The sequence below is a fragment of the Paenibacillus glacialis genome (assembly GCF_001637205.1).
Lineage (GTDB): Bacteria > Bacillota > Bacilli > Paenibacillales > Paenibacillaceae > Paenibacillus_AQ > Paenibacillus_AQ glacialis.
Window position 1 is genome coordinate 86,584 of the sequence record NZ_LVJH01000017.1, and the last position, 20,458, is coordinate 107,041.

General features: G+C 42.2%; 19 protein-coding genes. 13 read left to right on the top strand and 6 right to left on the bottom strand.

The window, feature by feature from the left end:
* The first annotated feature begins 64 nt into the window (after positions 1–64).
* The gene (locus PGLA_RS10260) at positions 65–1,084 is read left to right on the top strand and encodes a serine hydrolase domain-containing protein (RefSeq protein WP_068532220.1); all 1,020 of its coding nucleotides are present in this window, start codon (positions 65–67) and stop codon (positions 1,082–1,084) included.
* 64 nt (positions 1,085–1,148) lie between these two features.
* Here PGLA_RS10260 and PGLA_RS10265 read toward each other — a convergent pair whose 3' ends face one another.
* The 4 genes from PGLA_RS10265 to modA all read right to left on the bottom strand — a co-directional run bounded on the left by PGLA_RS10265 (position 1,149) and on the right by modA (position 3,808).
* Entirely contained in the window at positions 1,149–1,574 is a 426-nt protein-coding gene (locus PGLA_RS10265; RefSeq protein ID WP_068532222.1) for a ferritin-like domain-containing protein, read from the bottom strand.
* 254 nt (positions 1,575–1,828) lie between these two features.
* A complete protein-coding gene (locus PGLA_RS28355; RefSeq protein WP_169810190.1) occupies positions 1,829–1,993 on the bottom strand; it encodes a hypothetical protein in 165 nt (54 codons plus the stop codon).
* Positions 1,994–2,321: 328 nt separating this feature from the next.
* Entirely contained in the window at positions 2,322–2,996 is a 675-nt protein-coding gene (gene modB, locus PGLA_RS10270; protein ID WP_068532224.1) for a molybdate ABC transporter permease subunit, read from the bottom strand.
* Positions 2,993–3,808 (bottom strand): molybdate ABC transporter substrate-binding protein, encoded by an 816-nt coding sequence (gene modA / locus PGLA_RS10275; RefSeq protein ID WP_068532226.1) that lies wholly within the window; start codon positions 3,806–3,808, stop codon positions 2,993–2,995. Before modA ends, modB begins: the two co-directional genes overlap by 4 nt.
* 166 nt (positions 3,809–3,974) lie before the next feature.
* Between modA and PGLA_RS10280 the strand changes: the two genes are divergently transcribed.
* A complete protein-coding gene (locus tag PGLA_RS10280) occupies positions 3,975–4,916 on the top strand; it encodes a helix-turn-helix transcriptional regulator (RefSeq protein WP_068532228.1) in 942 nt (313 codons plus the stop codon).
* Between the two features lie 59 nt (positions 4,917–4,975).
* Here the strand turns inward: PGLA_RS10280 and PGLA_RS10285 are convergent, their stop codons facing one another.
* Positions 4,976–6,520 (bottom strand): FAD-dependent oxidoreductase, encoded by a 1,545-nt coding sequence (locus tag PGLA_RS10285; RefSeq protein WP_084410925.1) that lies wholly within the window; start codon positions 6,518–6,520, stop codon positions 4,976–4,978.
* A 201-nt stretch (positions 6,521–6,721) separates the two neighbouring features.
* Between PGLA_RS10285 and PGLA_RS10290 the strand changes: the two genes are divergently transcribed.
* Both PGLA_RS10290 and PGLA_RS10295 read left to right on the top strand, forming a co-directional pair.
* Positions 6,722–7,660, top strand: coding sequence for an aldo/keto reductase family protein (locus PGLA_RS10290; RefSeq protein ID WP_068532232.1), 939 nt, complete (start codon positions 6,722–6,724; stop codon positions 7,658–7,660).
* A gap of 267 nt (positions 7,661–7,927) precedes the next feature.
* Positions 7,928–8,881 carry a DUF2167 domain-containing protein gene (locus tag PGLA_RS10295; protein ID WP_145939533.1) on the top strand — a complete coding sequence of 318 codons (954 nt, stop codon included), beginning with the start codon at positions 7,928–7,930 and terminating at the stop codon, positions 8,879–8,881.
* 82 nt (positions 8,882–8,963) lie between these two features.
* On the opposite strand, the gene PGLA_RS10300 is transcribed toward PGLA_RS10295, so the two are convergent.
* Positions 8,964–10,067, bottom strand: coding sequence for a diguanylate cyclase (locus tag PGLA_RS10300; protein ID WP_068532234.1), 1,104 nt, complete (start codon positions 10,065–10,067; stop codon positions 8,964–8,966).
* A gap of 205 nt (positions 10,068–10,272) precedes the next feature.
* Between PGLA_RS10300 and PGLA_RS10305 the strand changes: the two genes are divergently transcribed.
* The 9 genes from PGLA_RS10305 (at position 10,273) to PGLA_RS10345 (ending at position 20,394) form a co-directional block, all read left to right on the top strand.
* The gene (locus tag PGLA_RS10305; protein WP_068532574.1) at positions 10,273–11,799 is read left to right on the top strand and encodes a spore germination protein; all 1,527 of its coding nucleotides are present in this window, start codon (positions 10,273–10,275) and stop codon (positions 11,797–11,799) included.
* An 8-nt stretch (positions 11,800–11,807) separates the two neighbouring features.
* The gene (locus PGLA_RS10310) at positions 11,808–12,992 is read left to right on the top strand and encodes a Ger(x)C family spore germination protein (RefSeq protein WP_068532576.1); all 1,185 of its coding nucleotides are present in this window, start codon (positions 11,808–11,810) and stop codon (positions 12,990–12,992) included.
* Positions 12,985–13,203: a hypothetical protein gene (locus tag PGLA_RS10315; RefSeq protein ID WP_068532236.1), complete on the top strand. Its 219-nt coding sequence runs from the start codon at positions 12,985–12,987 to the stop codon at positions 13,201–13,203. The genes PGLA_RS10310 and PGLA_RS10315 overlap by 8 nt, the downstream gene beginning before the upstream one ends.
* Positions 13,204–13,229: 26 nt before the next feature.
* Entirely contained in the window at positions 13,230–14,294 is a 1,065-nt protein-coding gene (locus tag PGLA_RS10320) for a GerAB/ArcD/ProY family transporter (RefSeq protein ID WP_068532238.1), read from the top strand.
* Positions 14,295–14,464: 170 nt separating this feature from the next.
* The gene (locus PGLA_RS10325) at positions 14,465–15,307 is read left to right on the top strand and encodes a uroporphyrinogen-III synthase (RefSeq protein WP_068532240.1); all 843 of its coding nucleotides are present in this window, start codon (positions 14,465–14,467) and stop codon (positions 15,305–15,307) included.
* Positions 15,308–15,614: 307 nt separating this feature from the next.
* Entirely contained in the window at positions 15,615–16,244 is a 630-nt protein-coding gene (locus tag PGLA_RS10330) for a ThuA domain-containing protein (RefSeq protein ID WP_068532242.1), read from the top strand.
* Positions 16,245–16,263: 19 nt separating this feature from the next.
* The gene (locus PGLA_RS10335; protein ID WP_068532244.1) at positions 16,264–16,581 is read left to right on the top strand and encodes a phasin family protein; all 318 of its coding nucleotides are present in this window, start codon (positions 16,264–16,266) and stop codon (positions 16,579–16,581) included.
* Positions 16,581–18,251, top strand: a complete 1,671-nt coding sequence (locus PGLA_RS10340; RefSeq protein WP_068532246.1) for an ABC1 kinase family protein — start codon at positions 16,581–16,583, stop codon at positions 18,249–18,251. Before PGLA_RS10335 ends, PGLA_RS10340 begins: the two co-directional genes overlap by 1 nt.
* A gap of 397 nt (positions 18,252–18,648) precedes the next feature.
* Complete coding sequence (locus PGLA_RS10345) at positions 18,649–20,394, top strand: DEAD/DEAH box helicase (protein WP_068532248.1); 1,746 nt, start codon at positions 18,649–18,651, stop codon at positions 20,392–20,394.
* The last annotated feature ends 64 nt before the right edge of the window (positions 20,395–20,458 follow it).

Here is a 20,458-nt window from a genome sequence, read left to right on the forward strand (position 1 = left end):
TCACTTTGAGAATCTGTCGGTTAAAACTTCAGAAAAAAGAAAATAAAACTTGGAGGTCACACAAATGAATAATCGCTTAATGACAAGGATCGAACAGATTCACAATAAAATTCAATTCTCGGGTACGGTTCTTGTTGAACAGGGCGAGGAAATTCTTGCAGAGGCGAGTTATGGTTATGCCAATCGTGCAGAGCAATTGAATAATCAATCAGGGACACGCTACGGCATTGCATCAGGATGCAAAATTTTCACGGCTATTGCCATTTGCCAGCTTGTAGAAGAAGGTAAGATTTCTTTGGACACACATTTAAAAGAATGTCTTGATATAGATTTTCCAAACTTTAATACGAATATAACGATACATCATCTCCTAACGCACACATCAGGTATACCTGATTATTTCGATGAAGAGGTGATGGATGACTTTGAGGAGTTATGGGTCGAGCGTCCGATGTATCATATACGTCGTCTGCAAGATTTCTTGTCGCTATTTCAACAAGGTCAGATGACATTTGCACCTGGTGATCATTTTCACTATAACAATGCAGGGTATATCTTGCTTGGCTTGATTGTCGAACAAGTAAGTGGACTTGTATTTACGAACTATGTAGAGACACGAATCTTTAAGCAAGCGGGCATGATGGATTCAGGTTATTTTGCGTTAGATTCACTTCCAGGGCAAACAGCCATTGGCTTTATTGATCGTGAAGACGGTACATGGAGAACAAATATTTATTCTCTTCCTGTGCAAGGTGGCTCCGATGGTGGAGCCTTTGTCACAGCGAGGGATATGGTTAAACTATGGAAAGCCCTAACGAACCAAGAGCTATTAAATGAAGCCCTTACTACCCAGTTGCTCACACCTCATGTTCAGGACGGGGATGATGACTTCTACGGTTATGGCATGTGGATCGGGAAGAAGAATGGTGGTATTTTTAAGTATCACGTTATGGGGTATGACCCTGGTGTGAGCTTTCACTCTGGTTATTATCCTTCTTCGGATATTACACTTGTTGTATGTGCAAATATCTCAAGTGGTGCGTTCGATGTGATGGATGAGATCGAAGATGAACTAGGTAATTAAATATCGAATATTATGTGCATCGAAAGGAGTACGCACTGGTTACCAGTACGTACTCCTTTTTGTGTTAGCTTAGGAAAGATAAGAACCAAACAGCGTGATTCTGTTCATCCGCAGCTGCACGTCTGAATAACTCTTTTACGTAGGTGTCATATACCTGGCCTGAGACCTTGAGATAATAATCGACTGTGTTTTGCTCGTCCTTAAATGAAGCTAATACACCTGCTCTATATTCAGATGCACAAGCTTCGGATAATTTGGGAGCAGGTAAACAACCTGTTAAACAGGTGTAAACATGAGCAAAATGCTGGAAATGTCTGATCTCATCTTGACGTATTTCCATAATTTTTTTCTTGATCTCTTCTGTAGGGGCCAAAGCCGCTAACTTCTCGTAGCAGGTAATAGCATGGTATTCACCATTCAAGGATGTCGTGAGATCTCGAACCAGTTGTGCTTCTGCTGCCGTTCGGGCTTGATCATAATGTGATAACATTTCCGTAATCCGCTCCCTTATCTAATAGGCTTATATAACATATGCATGCCTACGCCCAAGGTTCACATCGAGCGGAATCACTCTATTACTTTCGGTGCAACCCCACAGCACAATTGGAAAATGTGGTGAGTCAGATTCATGTGAAATGATAGTAGTCTAGTTGGCAAGCAGAAGACCACCACGGTTGGAATGATCCTCTTCGATGGACAGAGGTCATCCCATGCTCGTGGTGGTCTTAGTCGATCATGATAATGTTAGTTATTCTTGCACTCTGTTTCAACATGATTTACGGGTCTAGCAGCCCACTCATCTGCTTGTGGTTCAATATCTACGCCACTCTCCATTTTCTTTCTTTCGGCAAGAGAATCTCCATCTCTATTTTCCTTGTTTCGGACTTGATCATCAGTCTGATGCTCCAACGGATTCCCTCCTTTTCCAATTCTTTTGGTTTGGACATTTTTTAGAGTAACCCGTTAAACGTGTTATCATGCATGAAAGGAAAAGGCGTTGAAATATAAGGATTACTCAATTAAACGAACAGGGATGTAAATATCAAGTTCCCCATAATCATCGCTAGCTAAATCACCTAATATGAACGTGTGTGTCGAAGTAGATGGCGAGGCTTTCTTGAAATTGTTTATCGATACCTTAAACAAATAGAATTTCTCTTAGAGCAGATGTGATTTATTCAAGACAAAGCATGCCAACAAGATCTCATGGGATATTGTTGGCATGCTCTTTTTGTGCTTATTGTTTCTTTCGGCCTGTTAATAACAGCAATAGAAAGGAGATTAGAATCATCGTGAGAGTCCAGGCCCATGCCATACGGGTATTGCCAGAATCAACGGCTACATAAATGGCTGTGGGGATGGTTTGTGTTTTGCCAGGGATATTTCCAGCAATCATGAGCGTTGCCCCGAATTCGCCTAGGCCTCGTGCGAAGCCTAGAATATAAGCGGTTACCAATGATCTTGAGGCCAAGGGGAGCATAATATATCGAAAAACCTGCCATTCATTTGCGCCCATCGAGCGACTAGCTTCTTCTAAATCTTTATCTATAGAAGAAAGTCCCACTTTCATTGTTTGATACACAAGCGGAAAAGAAACGACAATGGCAGCAATAACGGCGGCCCACCATGAGAATATGATAGGGGATGTAAAGAACCGTTCAATGGCTTGTCCAAGCCAGCTCTTTCTTCCCAATATAATAAGTAGGAGAAAGCCAACGATCGTTGGTGGAAGAACAAGTGGTAGCATAAACAACGTTTCGAGCCAAATCTTTCCCCTGAATTGCCTTTTGGTCATCCACCAAGCAACGACGACGCCTAATACAATAGTTACGATGCTTGAAAGGAATGCGATCTGTAACGATAATCGAATGGGAATCCAGAACTGGTGCCAATCTATATGTAGCGTGTTCATTTAGGTACGGAGAACCCGTATTTTATGAATATTTTCAAAGCCGCTTCTGTTTGTAGAAATGTGTAAAAGTCTTCAGATTCCTCAAGATGTTTCGTTGTTGATATGATTCCCATTGGGTACTTTATAGTAGTGTAAGTAGTAGGGTCTACGGTGAAAATAACCTTCACTTTGTCTGTAGTCAACGCATCTGTCTGATACACAAAACCTGCATCTACATTTCCTGTCTCAACGTATTGAAGGACTTGACGTACATCTTTGGCTTGTACGATCTTGGGTTGTAGCGTATCCCATAAGTTTGCCTTCGTTAATGCTTCTTTGGCATAATTTCCTGCCGGAACACTCTCGGGAATACCTACTGCCAGTTTAGTAATATCCTCATGAGATAAGTCGCTAACCTTGGTGATCACAGCATTGAAGTCAGTAGGAACAACAACAACCAGTTCATTAGTTAATAGATTCGTGTGTTTGTCTGCTTGAATGAACTGTTTATCTACGAGCGCCTGCAAATTCTTAGTGGCTGCGGAGATGAACAGATCAACTGGAGCACCCTGCTCGATCTGTTGTTGTAGAGCACCTGATGCCGCGAAATTAAAGTTAAGCTTAACGTTGGTGTGGGTTGTTTCATAAAGGGTTTGTATATCTTGTAGAGCGTTCGTTAGACTCGCAGCGGCAGAGATCGTGAGTTCTATCGTTTCTACAGGAGCCTTGATCGTTTGTGTGGTTGTATTTTTAGATGAATTACAGGCAACGACTATAAGCGAAATGATTAAGATGAGACACAGAATATAACTACTTTTTATCAATCTAGTCACTTTTTCACCTTCCTAAGTTATAAATGGTTATATCTAGTTATAATTAGTATGAATTATACGTGGAATTCCATTGGAATGTAAACCTTATTTATCATAATGATTTGGAGATATGCTAGAATAAAGTAATCAATTAACGTGACCGTGATAGTAATGGAAGGGGATCCCTATGACTAACGATGTGTCCTATACAACAGAGGAAATTTCGAAACTATTGAAGATCTCTAAGCTTACCGTATATGATCTGATAAAAAAGGGTGAGTTGCTCTCCTATAGGGTGGGCAAGCAAATGCGAATAGATGCAGTAGATCTGGAAGCTTATAAACAACGGGCTAAAGGGTTGTCTAACACACCTTCTTTAAACCCTATAGAAACGTCAGACCTATCTTCGTTGAAGGCAGGTACACGATCTATCGTCATTACTGGCCAAGATATCAGCCTTGATATATTGTCTAAACATATAGAAGACAAGACGACAGGGATACGTCCACTTCGTAGCCATGTCAGTAGTCTTGAGAGTCTTATATCTATGTACAAAGGAGAAGCGGACGTTGTCAGCACGCATCTTTTAGATGGGGATACAGGAGAATACAATCTTCCTTATATAAAAAGGTTACTTGCAGGCTCCTCCTATATAGTAGTCAATCTCCTGTTTAGAAGAGCGGGATTGTATGTTCAATCTAACAATCCCAAGAATATTAACCATTGGACGGATTTAACCCAGTCAGGACTTCGATTGATTAATCGTGAGAAGGGCTCTGGTGCTAGAGTATTACTGGATGAGCAACTACGTATGCATGGAATTCATTCTCACCAGCTATTAGGATACGGTGATGAACGGTCTAATCATTTAGCTGTGGCGACTAGAGTAGCCTCTGGCGAAGCGGATGTAGGTGTAGGTACTGAAAAAGCGGCATCCATGGTTGACCATGTCGAGTTTATTCCATTAATGAATGAGAGATACGATCTTGTGATGATGAAGAACGTAGATAACATAGGCTGGATCGGATCACTGATGGACATTCTACAATCTGATGAGTACAAGCAGGAACTAAGTGCAATCTCAGAATATGACCTATCGCAGACCGGACAAATTATGTTGGAGACTTAAAAGCTATATACAAACCCCACTTCCTTTCTATGAAGGAGAGTGGGGTTTTATGTTACGTTTTAAAAATCCAGTTTCTTTAAAGGTTCTTGTGCAGGTCCTTCAAGAACATTCCCATCATAACCAAATCTAGAACCGTGGCAAGGGCAGTCCCAAGAACGGTCACCTTCATTCCATTCTACCTCGCAGCCCAGGTGAGTGCATGTCGTATCAACTAGATGAATCGCGCCTTCAGTGTCACGGTATGCACCAGCTCTTTTTCCGAAATGGGTTACGACGGCACCTTCATCTTTCTGAAGATCATTGGCTTTGGTATACACAATGCCTAACTTGCCGGATAACATCTCCTTAGCTACATTGACATTTTGTACGATGAAATTCTTAATACTTGGATTAGGGTGGAATCGTGAAGGAGAGAAAAGTTCGGAATAAGGGTTCTCTCTTCCTTGGATCTGATCGGTGATGAGTCTTGCAGATAACGTTCCGCTTGTCATTCCCCACTTGGCGAATCCAGTCGCTACATAAATACCTTCATCGCTAGCGGTAATTTGGCCGATATAAGGAACCTTATCGAGGGTGAATAGATCCTGAGCAGACCAGCGGAAAGGAATTCCCGTCATGCCTAACAGCGTATCACCGAATTCTTCCAGGTTCTCATAATGTCGATAGGTGCATATCCCTTGTCCGGTCTTATGGCTGTCTCCACCAACGAGAACGAGCGATTCTCCATTCCATGAAGCGGATCTTAGAGAACGTATGGGCTCGTCAACGCTGATATACATTCCGCCAGCAAAAGGTGTTTGTGGTTTCATAGCAACAACATAGGATCGTTCTGCATGAAGGCGTGAGAAGTAGAACCCTCCCCCATCCGTGAATGGGAAGTGGGAGGCTGAGACGACATGCTGACATGTGACTTGGTGATTACCATGAAGTGTTGTGAGCGTGAAAGGTCGTTCTCCTCCGAGCTTTTCACTAACGGTTGTATTCTCATAAATAACTCCACCAGCTTTGACAATGGCTTCCACCAGACGTTTCAAATAAGCTAATGGATGGAACTGCGCTTGACCAGGTAACTGAATGGCGCCTTTAATATGAAGGGGAATAGGGACAGTGTCTTTCCATAGCCCTGGAATTCCGAGTTTCTCGTAGGCTTTAAATTCCTTGATAAGCTTGGCTTCTGCTTGCTCGCCTTCGGCATACAGATAGGCGTCTTCTTCTTTCCATTCACAAGAAATGTCGAGATCTTTCACGGTTCGTGCCAGCCATTCAATTGCCTCACTGTTCGCATGATAGTACTTGGCGGCTAGTTCCTCTCCCAAATGCTGAATCAGTTCGTCATAGATTAGGCCATGCTGGGCGGTAACCTTAGCAGTGGTATGTCCGGTGGTCCCTTCTAATATTTGGCCTGCATCTAGTAATGCAACCCTTAATCCTTCTTTAGATAATAAGTAGGCAGTCGTTATACCTGCAATTCCAGCACCCACGATAGCTACATCTACCGTAATATCTTCCGTCAGTTGGGGGAAAGTGGGTAGTTCGGTTGAGGCCCGCCAAAGGGATTCAGGATATTGGGGCAGTTGATGTGATGGTTCTAAGTGATTAGTCACAGCCGGGTTCCTCCTAAGTATAGGTTAGTGATTTCGCTTAGTTTGCCTCATTATTCCTAAATTACTATTATTTTTGCAAAATAATCTATTTGTGATGTGGGCATGTCGTGAATTAACATTTCCAAAGGACACACGGAATGTTTACAATAAGGTCATGAAACATGATTAACACAACATACTTGCTGAGGAGGATATTCAATTATGAAGTACCGGAGACTTGGAGCCAGTGGACTAAAGGTGAGTGAGATCAGCTTGGGTAGTTGGTTAACTTACGGTGGGTATGTGGAACAAGAGAATGCGGTTAAGGCGATACAGACGGCCTATGATGCGGGTGTTAATTTTTTTGATACGGCAAATGTATATGAGCGTGGAGCAGCCGAACAATTGTTAGGTCCGACGCTTAAAGCGTATCCTCGTGAATCGTATGTTTTGGCAACAAAAGTATTTGGTGACATGGGAGATGGACCCAATGATTCAGGGTTATCTCGTAAGCATATTATGGAACAGTGTCATGCAAGTCTGAAACGTCTAGATACGGACTATGTTGATATTTATTATTGCCATCGTTTCCATCCTGAGACTCCAATAGAAGAAACATTACGTGCATTAGATGACTTGGTACGTCAGGGTAAAGTTCTCTACGTTGGTGTGAGTCGGTGGACAGCGGCACAGATGGAAGCTGCACTTGCAGTAGCTGACCGTTACTTGCTTGACCGAATCGTTGTTAATCAGCCACTATACAACATGTTCGAGCGTGAGATCGAGGAAGAGATTATTCCACTCGGTGAGAAGAAGGGCATTGGACAAGTGGTGTACTCACCATTGGCACAAGGCTTATTGACGGGTAAATATAGTTCTTCATCTAACATTCCAGAGAATAGTCGTGCGGCTAAGCTTGGATGGAATCAGGATAAGTTTAGCGATGTACGTATTGCTAAGGTTCAACAGCTTGAAGAAGTTGCTAATGATCTAGGTGTAAAGGTTGGACAATTAGCTTTAGCTTGGATATTACGTCAGAACAATGTTTCTAGTGCATTGGTTGGGGCGAGTCGTCCTGAGCAAGTGGTGCAGAATGTTGAAGCTTCGGGGATCACGTTATCCGTAGACGTATTGGAGCGCATCGAGCAAATACTAGCGTAATCAAGATCATGATGTAGAAGTAGCATAAAGCAGTCAAAGTGTATGGAAGGTGCACTTTGGCTGCGTTATTGTTAATGCAACGTAGCTATACCCATTATTATTTTCTTGAAAGATAGAAGGCACATTCGGCCAATATGCCACAGTACCTCTCTTCATAGACCATTCTTATAGGTATTAAAGATGAATTTATCCAGTTCTATTCATTTTTGGCTTGTTCTTTCCGATAGTTATTTATTGTTGGTAAATAATAACTAGGGGAGAGATATTATGGAACAATATAGGGTGGGAAGGACTAGGAAGGATCGAAGAGGGTTCAACTTGGTAATGGCCTTCGCCATCGCAGCATATGCGATGATGAGTGTTTCAGGCGTGGTACATGCGGATGAGCAAAAGCAGGAATTGAACTGGGTACAGGGTTCGGGTCAAGAAGTTGGACTTGGAACGATAGCAAAGCTTAAATTACAGCCAGGTCTGGTATTTCTAGATAAGGATGATACTGTAGCTAATGAGCTTTCTTACGGTGGAGTACCGAGTAACAAGGAGATTGGATCCGTATTTCCAACGGATGAGAATGAAACATGGTCTGTGTTTTTTGATTATGATGATATAGGCCATATTGCGGATGACGAGAAGAATGATATCGATGCGGACGCATTGCTGCAAAGTTATAAAGAAGGTACGAAAGCGGCTAATAAGGAAACAACAGAGGAAAATCACTTATTTGTGGATGGTTGGGACGTTCCACCGACCTATGATGACAACTTACATAGTTTGAAATGGTCACTTCTTGCTCATGATAACAATAATGAGACTCTTATCAATTACAATGTTCGTATATTGACGAGGGAAGGTTATATTTCTGCGATTCTAGTATCGGATCCTACACATTTGGCCGAGGACCGTAAGTCATTTGAGAATATCGTATTATCCAACTTCTCAGTGAATTCAGGCGAAGGTTACGCAGACTTCGACGAATCGACGGATAAGCTGGCTGAAATAGGACTTGCTGGACTGATCATAGGTGGTGGTGGATTGGTTGTAGCGAAGAAAGTTGGCTTAATTGCAATGCTTGTCATCCTTGTCAAAAAGTTTGGAATCGTAGTGGTTGTTGCTATTGCTGGATTATTTAAATATCTACGTAGAGGACGTAAAAAGGATGAAGCGACGATTATGCCCAATAATGATCCTAATGTTCCAATAGATTCAGATCCTAGACCATAGTAAATAAACATAAAGATGCCGTTATCCTAGACTGATCTGTCTACGATAACGGCTTTTTCAATAGCATAAGAATATGACTTATTTAGTTAACTAACTCAAGTTCCAATGAACAGACTTTATTACGACCTGTTCTCTTAGCTTCATAGAGTGCTTTATCGGCCATATCAACAAGAGCATGTCCAGTGGGAACGGCTACGGTATCTGGATAAGTAGCAACTCCAATCGAGATCGTGATAGATACAGATATTTGATCAGGCAGAATAAACGAATGATTCTGAACGCCTACACGTATTTTTTCAGCAATGATTAAAGCGTGATGGTGGGAGCAATCCAACAATAATACGGTGAATTCTTCACCACCATTTCGAGAGACGACATCAAATGAACGAGAATAGTCTACTAGTATTTTTGCAATCGATTTAAGTACAACATCTCCAGCGGAATGACCGTAGGTGTCATTTATTTTTTTGAAATGATCAATGTCGATGACTAGTAGTGATAAGGTTTCTCCACGCTGATTGGCATGAGCCAGGTGGGTTTTTATGGCTACATCAAATGATCGTAAATTGTTGAGTTGTGTTAAGTGGTCGGTAGTTGCCCTTTTTTCTAGTTGAACAAATAGCTTATTTGTTGAATAAATATATTCAGTTATCGCATATACAAATAATCCCCCTATGACGGCAATACTGAATTCAATGGGGTAGAAGCTCATAACGGTTGGAATATCTTTGATATTAATCATGAGAGAAATGAGGATAACGAACATACTAAGTACATTCATTAGAATAATTTTGAAGAATCTTGTCCAAGGATAACGTGAAATAATGGCGCATATAAACCCAACCACTATAATGCCGATGCAAGCGACGATTCCTGAAGAAGTAAACCCGTATAACATCATTCGTCCGATTCCAATGATAATAGCGCTAATAATAGCGGGTACAGGTCCGATGTATGTTCCAATTACGACGGGGAACAGATGGCGGAGATCAGCATATGTATTGGGACCAACAGGGATCGTGTATAGCATCAATACGATGCCGTAGATTCCAAAGAGGATACCCGAATTAATTTGGACGGGAAGCGAGATGGAGGATATCCCTATCGAATATCTTTTAGAAAGTACACCAGAGAAATAAAGAAAAGTAACGATGATACAAATATTAACAAATAACACATTAATCATGTATGGAATTCCTCCTGGGCATTTTAAGCCATCCTTATTATATTAGCGGATATAGAGGGAACTTGTCGATTAATTTATGGGAATGTACATACTTTTCATAAATATGGAACAAGCTACTGATAAATCCAATTTAATGGAATAACGGAGGTGATTAATAGTGAGTAAATCAGGAGGTTCACAGGGCTTGATATCTACTGGCAATGTGATGTTAGGTCTTCCATCACCGCCTATTGAGGAGGAACCCCTACAGAAAGACCTAGCTCGAAATATAGAGACTCTTAAGAAGATATTCGCGGATTGCTCGGATATAGTGTACCGAAATATTCAAGTAGCACAAGGCCAGGATGCAATCCTCTTCTACATAGAAGGGATTGTATTTGCTCAGGAAATAGAAGCTCAAATGCTAAAGCCATTAATCATAGGTTATGTAGAGAATGAGGATGGAGATTCTATCGAATCTCCACAGAATACACGTGTGTCACTCTTACAAGCTTCAAAGGCTACGACATGGGGAGATATCATTACGGCCGTCATTAACTCATGTGTTGTACTACTGATTGAAGGGACTGCCGAAGCACATATTTTTAATGTGAGAGGTGGGTTAAGACGCGGTGTAGAAGAACCTCAGACGGAGTCTGTTATCCGTGGCCCGAAGGAGGGCTTCACAGAAACATTAAGGTTGAATACGGCTTTGATTCGCTTCAAGCTCAAGACCCCCAAGCTTAAGATGGTTAACTTTGTGATTGGTGAAGAGACCAAAACAGATATTGTCTTGTCATATATTGAAGGATTAGTGGATCCTAAACAGCTGAGAGATGTCACAAAGCGCTTAAAGGATATTAAGATCGATGGCATTCTCGAATCAGGGTATATTGAAGAACTTATTGAGGATCATCCTTACTCTCCTTTTCCGCAGATGCAATATACGGAGCGACCTGACACGGTTGCTGCACAGTTATTGGAGGGTGCCTTTGCTATAGTCGTTGACGGCACTCCCTTTGTGCTGATTGGCCCCGTGTCCCTATGGCAACTGATGCAAGCTAGTGAAGATTATTATGAACGATTCTTTATTAGTAACTTCGTTCGACTTCTGCGGTACTTTTTCGTGTTGATAGCTATATTTCTTCCAGGCTTGTATATAGCAGTGGTCACGTTTCATCAAGATATGCTTCCTTCTAGACTAATACTTAGTATAGCGGCTGCTCGAGAAGCCGTTCCCTTTCCAGTTCTTGTTGAAGCATTGATGATGGAAGTCGCATTTGAAGCCCTTCGGGAAGCTGGGATTCGATTACCTAAGACGGTAGGACAAGCGGTTAGTATCTTGGGTGCACTCGTTATCGGTCAAGCAGCAGTGGAAGCGGGAATTGTCTCCGCACCCATGGTTATTATCGTGTCTTTGACTGGGATAGCCTCCTTTACAATTCCACGTTTTAATCTGGCCATAGCGGTTCGATTGCTACGATTTCCGTTTATGATTATGGCGGGCATATTCGGGCTATTCGGAATCGTTATTACTTTCGTGTGGATTCTAGTTCATTTATCACAATTGACCTCCTTCGGAAGGCCATATCTAGAAGGGGTTAGCCCATATTACAAGAAGAATCAAAAGGATGTATTCATTCGTATGCCATGGTGGAAAATGATTCATAGACCACAAGGAACGACGAAAGAAAATAACAAACGTATGGAAAAGGGGATAAACGGTACTCCTAAGCCTGAAAAGGGTTGGTGAAAGTTGACATGAAAAGGAAAAAGATAGTGACAGTAACTGCGATAGTCCTGATTTGCCCTGTATTCTTATCCGGTTGTTGGGATCGGAAGGAAATTAATGATATCGCCTTTATATTAGGTACGGCCGTAGATAAGGAAGGTTCTAAGTATCGCACGAGTGTTCAGATCGCTGTGCCAAAGGAACTTGGCGGTTCTATTGGGAAGTCTGGTGGGGGCAAGGGCTGGTATATAGAATCTAAATTGGGGAAAACCGTTCGTTTATCTTCTTTAGAGATACAAAGAAATAACTCACGTACGATCAACTTTTCAAATCGTCGTTCACTTATTATTGGGGATGAGTTAGCACGAGAGGGTATCTCTCCCATAATGGATGTATTTACAAGAACACTTCAGAATCGCCTCCAATCAATGATGGCCGTTACAGAGGGTTCAGCGTATAAAATACTGGATACGGATGCACCGATAGAACAGTTTCCAACAGAGATGGTTCGTGAGTTGATTATGAACTTCACGAAAGAAGCTATTTCAATTAAATCAGTATTGAATGCTCTACTTTCTGACGGAATAGATCCTGTTCTCCCGTTGCTTAAAGTTGATGATTCAGTGCCTTCTAAGGTAGGTGAACCTATGAAGAACCTGCGGATTGTAGGTTTAGCTATATTCAAAGGAGATCGAATGGTTGGAACCTTAAAAGGAGATATGGTCAAAATAATGATTCTTTCTATGAATCAAAATAGGAATACAGAAATGAGTATTCCTGCGCCAGAAGGTGAAGGGGATTTAGTGTTTTTATTTAAAGATAGTAATGCGAGGTTTGTACCTACGATCCACGGAGATGATGTAACCATGAAATTCCACATCCGTATGGAAGGTTCACTCGTTGAGAATGCCTCTAACTTCAGTCCGACGAATGAAGTCGGTATGCGTAAATTAGAACAATTATTGGGAGATAAAGTACGGAAGGATTTAATCGAAGTACTGGATATTTTACAAAATGAGTATCATGCTGACAGTTTGGGATTCGGAGAAATCATTCACCAACACAAACCGAAGGAATGGGATCGGTTGAGTAGTCGCTGGAAGGACATTTATCCTCATGTCAAAGTAGAAATTGAAACGGATGTACAACTAAAGACGGTTGGTCAAGCCCTCAAACCAATGGGACTTCCACAAGAGGAGATTATCCATGATTAGTCTATCCTTGATATTTGCATCCCTTATTGTCCTAATCCTCTTGCTAGATTGGAAGGTTCTTCGGACCCTACCTCCTTCAAATCGCTGGATTGCTTGTTCTTTGTTTGTCTTAAGTCTCGGCATATTTATGTACAACTTGAAATTCGACAGAAATATAAGTCCAACAGTATGGGTGGGGCAAATCATTAAGAAATGGGTGCCATTTGACTAAGGCAGAAGGATTTGGAGGGGATAGATGTGAACAAAATAACGCCACGTCAGATCATTTTACTGGGTATCGTCTATATGTTACCATTTGTGATCAATGGGATTCGATCTATTTCGATTGCCAAACAGCACACCTATGTAACTTATTTGATGGCAGCCATCCTATTTATGGGTGTTCTATGGATGTTATTACGGAGTGCAAAACGGTTTCCGGATCAAGACTTGTTTCAATCGCTAGTGAGTAGGTTTCCGGTGATTGGAAGAGGAGTTGGTTTTCTATATATATTGTTTTTCTTGTATATCCTAACACGCGATATTAGAATAATGGTCGACTATACACGTGTAGTATTACTACCGAATACACCGTTCATCGTTACTTCCCTATTGATCATAGCTACGGTTGTCTTCATTGTAAGGGGTGGACTGCGAACGTTGATCTCTTTGTCAGAGATCATGGGACCTATCGTGATTCTTGCGCTTTTTATCATGCTGATCATGTTGTTCAAAGATTTTCATCTGGAAAATATGATGCCTTTTTTTCATATGGATATCCCAGGGGTCAGTGAAGGGACTTGGCTCGTGATGTCGTCATCAGGCCAGATTATCATGCTACCACTCATTATTTCCAGTAAGGACTATCGCTATCGTGATCCTCTTTATTCACTTGTCATAGGAACGCTGTTGATTGTTCTGGTTGTGTTGACGTTAATATTAGTGATAGGAGTACCCCTGGCTGAAAGGCTTATGTATCCTAGTTATGAGTTGGTTAGGGAGATCAGAATCGCAGACTTCTTGGATAGGTTCGATCTTCTCTTCGTATTACTTTGGTACCCTTTTATTCTCATTAATATGGCCATCAGCCTGTATGTTATATGTTATGGACTTAAGATTATGGTGCCTTCTGTTTCTGGAAAAATGATGGCAGCACCGATTGGGTTACTGTCACTCTCATGTTCTGCGTGGTTCTTTCGCGATACAATTCAAATGTTGGACTTTAATCATCAGTGGGCGTGGATTGCCCTTGTATTCGAGATCATTATTCCAATCGGCATGTTTGTACTCCTTCGCCCACGTAAAACACCTCTGAAAAATTAAACATTCAAGTATATAGATCGAGAATGATTGAACTTGTGAGCGCAAACTTTAGTTCAATCTATGTAGAAATATGATGAGTATGATACAATTGACAGACGGTCAGGCATGAATATATTGATATTTATGTAACTCTACGTGCCTCCGCTAGAGATGATGAGGAGGAAACGAAGATGGCTCAGAAGATGTATGGTAAAATTGTAGCATTAGCCGCTTCTCGCAAAGTAGCTGAAATGGGTAAGTTGATAGAGAACATGGGTGGTACACCCGTGTATCGTCCTGCACAAGGAACGGTATTTCTAGATGATGATATGATTCGAGAAGGTTTAACTTCATGGCTAGAGAGTCCACCGCAATGGGTAATCTTAACGACAGGTGTAGGAATCGAAGCCTTATTTGATATGGCTGAGAATATGGGGGTAGCAGATAAGTTCCTAGAGGTCTTATCGGCATCATCTATTGCTGCAAGAGGTTACAAAACAGTGAATGCATTGAAAAAGCGTCATTTAACTCCTATCGTAAGGGATGATGATGGTAGTAGTGAAGGACTTATTCGCTCTTTTGAGTCATATAATATACAAGGTGCTAGTGTGATCCTACAGCTTCATGGGGATTCAGCGTCGAAGCTTACAAAGTGGTTGGATGAACAAGAAGCAACAACGAGACAAATACTTCCCTATCGTCATGTTGCTCCAGAGGAACACCATTTAGAACAACTTACGAAGGATATTGTGCAGTCTAACGTAGACGCTGTAACATTCACAAGTGCGCCGCAGTTCCGATTCTTAGCGGAGTATGCTCGTGTACATAATCAGCTTTCAGCAATAATTGCTGCATTTGATGGTCCAGTAGTAGCAGTAGCTGTAGGGAAGATTACGGCTCAAGCTCTGAAAGAAGAAGGGGTTCAGCGCATTGTTGTACCGGAAGAAGAACGAATGGGTAGTATGATGGTCGCATTAGGACGTTATTTTGTTAGCCAATCGGATATTGAAGTGGCCTCTTCTGACGAAGAATAAAGTGCTAAAGACGTAATGATATGCAGAAGCAAGTAAACAAGGTAGCTTTCAATGGTGCGGCCAAGGGGTTGTACCATTTTTAGTTTCTTAAATGAAATGTCTAGATATTTTTTATTAAAGAGGTTTTTTATATCGCATGTTGAATGCTATTAACTACAGTATAGAATATCATGAGGCATGAGAATGCTAAGTATGGTAGTGGATGGAACTTGAAAGAGAATATGGAATTTAAGTAAGGGAGAATATGCTGTTGTTAGGATAGTACCCAACAGTTATTACCCTGGTCACATTTAGGAGGAATAAATAAATGAATACGAATAAAAAATGCCTGCTATTAGGGGATTATACACACCCTAAATTTCATCCGTTGCAAGGGGTGGATACGCAGATTAGCCATATATTGAATGATGTAATGAGTGTGCAGTGTAGTGAGAATAAGAACATGCTGTTAGACAACAATATCCAACAATTTGATCTTTGTATCTCTTATATAGATTTGTGGGATGAAAAAGTATCTCCACAGCAAACAGCCGGTTTAATGTCATATGTTAGTCATGGCGGAGGGTTGCTGGTTATTCATAATGGCATTTCGCTTGGCGGTAGATACGAGTTAGCTCAGTTAATGGGGGGCAAGTTTATCGGTCATCCGACGTATCAACCCTTATCTTTCCGCACGAGTGGTGAGCATGCGATAACCAAAGGTGTGCAACCTTTTGAAATGGAAGAAGAACCATTCCAATTTGAATTGGATACCTTCACGGAGAAGAAGATCTTGTTGGAGTATCAGTTGGAGGACAAGTGGTATCCTGCAGCTTGGAGTCATACGTATGGTCTTGGCCGCGTAACAGTTCTGATGCCTGGGCACCATGAACCTTCATTTAGACAACCTGCATTACGTCAATTTATTCACCAAGCAGCACTTTGGACTTCTCGATAATAATAAGGAGGTAATAAACATGAGTGATCTGTTTAAGAAAGCCGTTTCTTTAGGATTAGGTCTTACCATGGTTAGCAAGGAGAAAGTTGAGAAAATCGTGGATGATCTCGTGACACGTGGCGAACTTGCACCGGAAGAATCCAAAGCATTGGTTAATCGTCTTATTGAACGGGGAGAGGTCGAACAAGGTCAGTTCAAGACTCTCATCCATGAGCAAGTGAACCGTATTCTAAAGGAACTTCATGTGCCGACTGCAAATGATCTACTTAACCTTGAACAGCGTATTGCTGCATTAGAAAGTAGAATCGTGGAATTGGAATCACCGAAGGTTGAATAATGGCTGCACGTATTAGTCATACCGGACGTTACCGTGAAATTGCTATGGCGCTTATGCGTCATGGCTTTGGTTATATGGTGGAAGAACTTGAACTGTTCCAAGTTCTTACGCTTCCTCGTCGCTGGATCACTCATGAATCACTCGAGACTAAATCGATAGGAGAGCGGATTCGCCATGTTCTGGAGGATCTAGGTCCTACGTTTATCAAGCTTGGCCAATTAGCAAGTACTCGTTCTGATCTTTTGCCTGATGCGATCATTCAGGAACTGGTAAAGCTTCAAGATCAGGTGCCGGCTTTCTCATCGGAGACGGCTCGAGGCATTCTTGAACAAGAATTAGATGTAGCGATTAAAGATGCTTTCTCTTGGTTCGAAGATACCCCCATTGCGGCAGCATCGATTGGGCAAGTCCACATGGGTAAGTTAAGAACAGGTGAGACTGTAGCGGTCAAAATCCAGCGTCCCGGCGTTGTGAAGATGGTCAGCCGTGATCTTGATATTATTAGTGGACTAGCAGTTATGATTGAGAAACGTTGGGAGTGGGCGCAGCAATACCAATTGACCCGTATCGTTGCGGAATTATCCAAGTCAATATTGGCAGAATTAGATTACAGTCAGGAAGCACGCAATACGGAGAAGATTTCGTTGCAATTCCAGACCGATCGACATATCTATATTCCTCGGATATATTGGGAGTTTACCTCTTCACGTGTACTTACAATGGAGTATATAGATGGTATTATGTTAAGTCGTCGTGATCAGTTGCTGGATAATGGTTATAACCTTAAGGAAATTGCTGAACGTGTTACAAACGGTATGCTACACCAAATTTTCATCGAAGGATTCTTTCATGGCGACCCTCATCCAGGAAACCTTTTGGTCCGAAAAGATGGGAGCATTGCTTTCATTGACTTTGGAATGGTAGGCCGTTTAAGCGCGGATATGAAAGATCAGTTATCTGCTCTTATTATCGCATTAATGAGGAAAAATACAGACGGTATGGTGCGTGCTATTCTAAAGTTAGGATTATTCCCAGTAGAAGGAGATATCTCCTTACTACGAGCTGATCTAGATCGATTGAGGGACGAATACTACGACATTCCTTTCTCGGAACTGAGTATGGGAAAGGCTCTGAACGACCTGTTCGGAGTTGCTCGACATCATCAGATTGTTATTCCTCCTGATTTGACGCTTCTAGGCAAATCTTTATTGACCTTAGAAGGTGTGATGGAGAAGTTGGATCCTTCACTAAGTATTATTGATATGGCTGAACCTTTTGGGAAGAAGTTATTGAAAGAAAGATTCAGTGCGGAGCGCCTACAGAAGAAATTTATTGGGGGAGTAACCGGATTGCTTGAGGGAATGTTGGAACTTCCTGGTCAAGCACGCCAGCTGTCATCCCTTATCAGTAAAGGAAAGCTGAAGGTCGAGATTAGTGTGCCTGAGCTGCAATCTTTAATGCGTAAGATGGATCAAATCAGTAATAGGCTCTCGATGAGCATTGTATTACTGGCCTTCAGCATTATTATGGTTGGACTTATTATCGGTTCTGCAATGAATAATCAATCCTCCATATTATGGCAACTTCCTGTGATTGGTCTTGGATTTATAGTCGCATTACTTATGGTAGTGTGGTTGTTGTACGGGATCTTCAAGTCTGGAAGGTTTTAGTATGAAGGATGCCATCTTCCATACGAAATGTTAAGTTTTAACGAATCTTTTGCTTTGTTGTCAAGTAGAAACGGCTTCGCTGTCCACTAGGGGCGGTGAAGCCGTTTCTACTTGCGTGCTGTCGTGTTACAATGGGGATTAGATTCTATAAGACGTATTTATCCGTCGATGAAGGCGTTATGTTTTTTTGTGCAGTTTCCGTATGGATTACACAGCAATTGATGATACTTCCTACAAAGAGTTATCGATGGATGATGAGGGTGTAACTTAAGGCACGAAGGGCTACGTTATTTGATTGGTGTGGCGGTTTGTATGAATTAGTGACGGACGGCCAAACCAGGTGCACTTGGGTTTTCAATCTGTCATATAAAAATAAAATTAAAACGAGGTGAAAGATTTGCCCAAATTTCAAGACTTAGGCATTTCGAGCGAATTAGATAAAGTGATTTACAATCAAGGTATTATTGAACCAACCCCTGTACAACGTGAAGCGATTCCGTTGCTTCTAGCAGGACGAGATGTTATTGCGCGGGCTCGTACAGGAACAGGCAAGACGCTAGCGTTCTTATTGCCTATCATGATGAAGATAGACGTGAACCGTCAGTTTCCTCAGGCGTTAATTGTTGCTCCAACACGTGAATTGGCTCTACAAATCACGGAAGAAGCACGTAAGTTGGCACGGAACACAGAGGTTAAAATCCTCGCTGTGTACGGTGGACAGGATGTTGACAAACAACTTCGCAAGCTTGAAGGCGGACGTCATCTTATTATTGGTACACCAGGTCGTTTGTTAGATCATCTAGGACGCGGTACGCTTGATCTTGGTGGAGTGAAGATGTTAGTGCTAGATGAAGCGGATCAAATGCTTCATATGGGCTTCTTGAACGATGTTGAGACGTTGATTCAAGCGCTTCCGTATCGTCGTCAGACGATGTTGTTCTCAGCAACGATGCCTTCTGAGATCAAGAGAATCGCAGGCGCTTATACAACGGATGCCGAAGATATTATTATTAAGGGTGAGAATTCACTTGTTCCACTTGAACATATTCGTCAAGTTGTTATCGAATGTTCTGATCGAAACAAGCAAGAAGCACTATTTAGCATGATTAATGAATATAATCCGTATTTGGCTCTTGTATTCTGTCGTACGAAACGTCGTGCGAAGATGCTTAATGAGGCACTTCGAGAAAATGGATATAATTCGGATGAACTTCACGGGGATCTTTCTCAGGCGAAGAGAGAAGGCGTGATGAAGAAATTCCGTGAAGCGAAGTTACATGTTCTAGTAGCTACGGATGTAGCAGCACGTGGGTTGGATGTTGAGGGTATTACACATGTATTCAACTACGATATCCCACATGATGTAGAAAGTTATATTCACCGGATTGGTCGTACGGGTCGTGCGGGCGACAAGGGACTCGCTATTACGCTTGCTGATCCTAAAGATAAGCCGGAAGTTCAACGCATAGAGCTTGAAATCAAACATAAAATCGAAAAGCTACGTTATGAGAATCATAGTGGCAAGAGTGAATTTAAGAAGATGAATGTATCCAGTGCTGCGGGTCAAGCATCAAGAGGGAAACGTGATGGTGGCGATCTAAGCAGTCGTGGACAGTCTTCGGGTCGTAAACAGACTTCTGGTTGGCAGAATAAAGATGGTGGTAATCGTAGAGGTAGTGGACGCGGAGGAAGTGGAGCTGGAGGCGAAGGTCGTGGAAGTTCACGCGGAGGCGAAGCTCGCGAAGGAAGTACATTCGGAGGCGCAGCCCGTGGTGGAAATGGCCGCGGAGGCGAAGCTCGCGGGGGAAGTACATTCGGAGGCGCAGCCCGTGGTGGAAATGGACGCGGAGGCGAAGCTCGCGAAGGAAGTACATTCGGAGGCGCAGCCCGTGGTGGAAATGGCCGCGGAGGCGAAGCTCGCGGGGGAAGTACATTCGGAGGCGCAGCCCGTGGTGGAAATGGCCGCGGAGGCGAAGCTCGCGGAGGTAGTTCATTCGGTGGCGGATCCCGTGCTGGAAGTGCACGAGGTGGTGAGGCTCGCGGAGGAAGTACGCGCGGAGGTAATTCAAGCGGGTCATCTGCTGGGCGTTCCAGTAGCCGGAGTTCAAATGGTGGAAGTAAGGGGTATTCGCGTAAGAAATAAGAAAGTTGTAATTTAAAGGAGAGGGGTCTAAAAGCCCCTCTCCTTTTTGTATGTTAGAATGTGT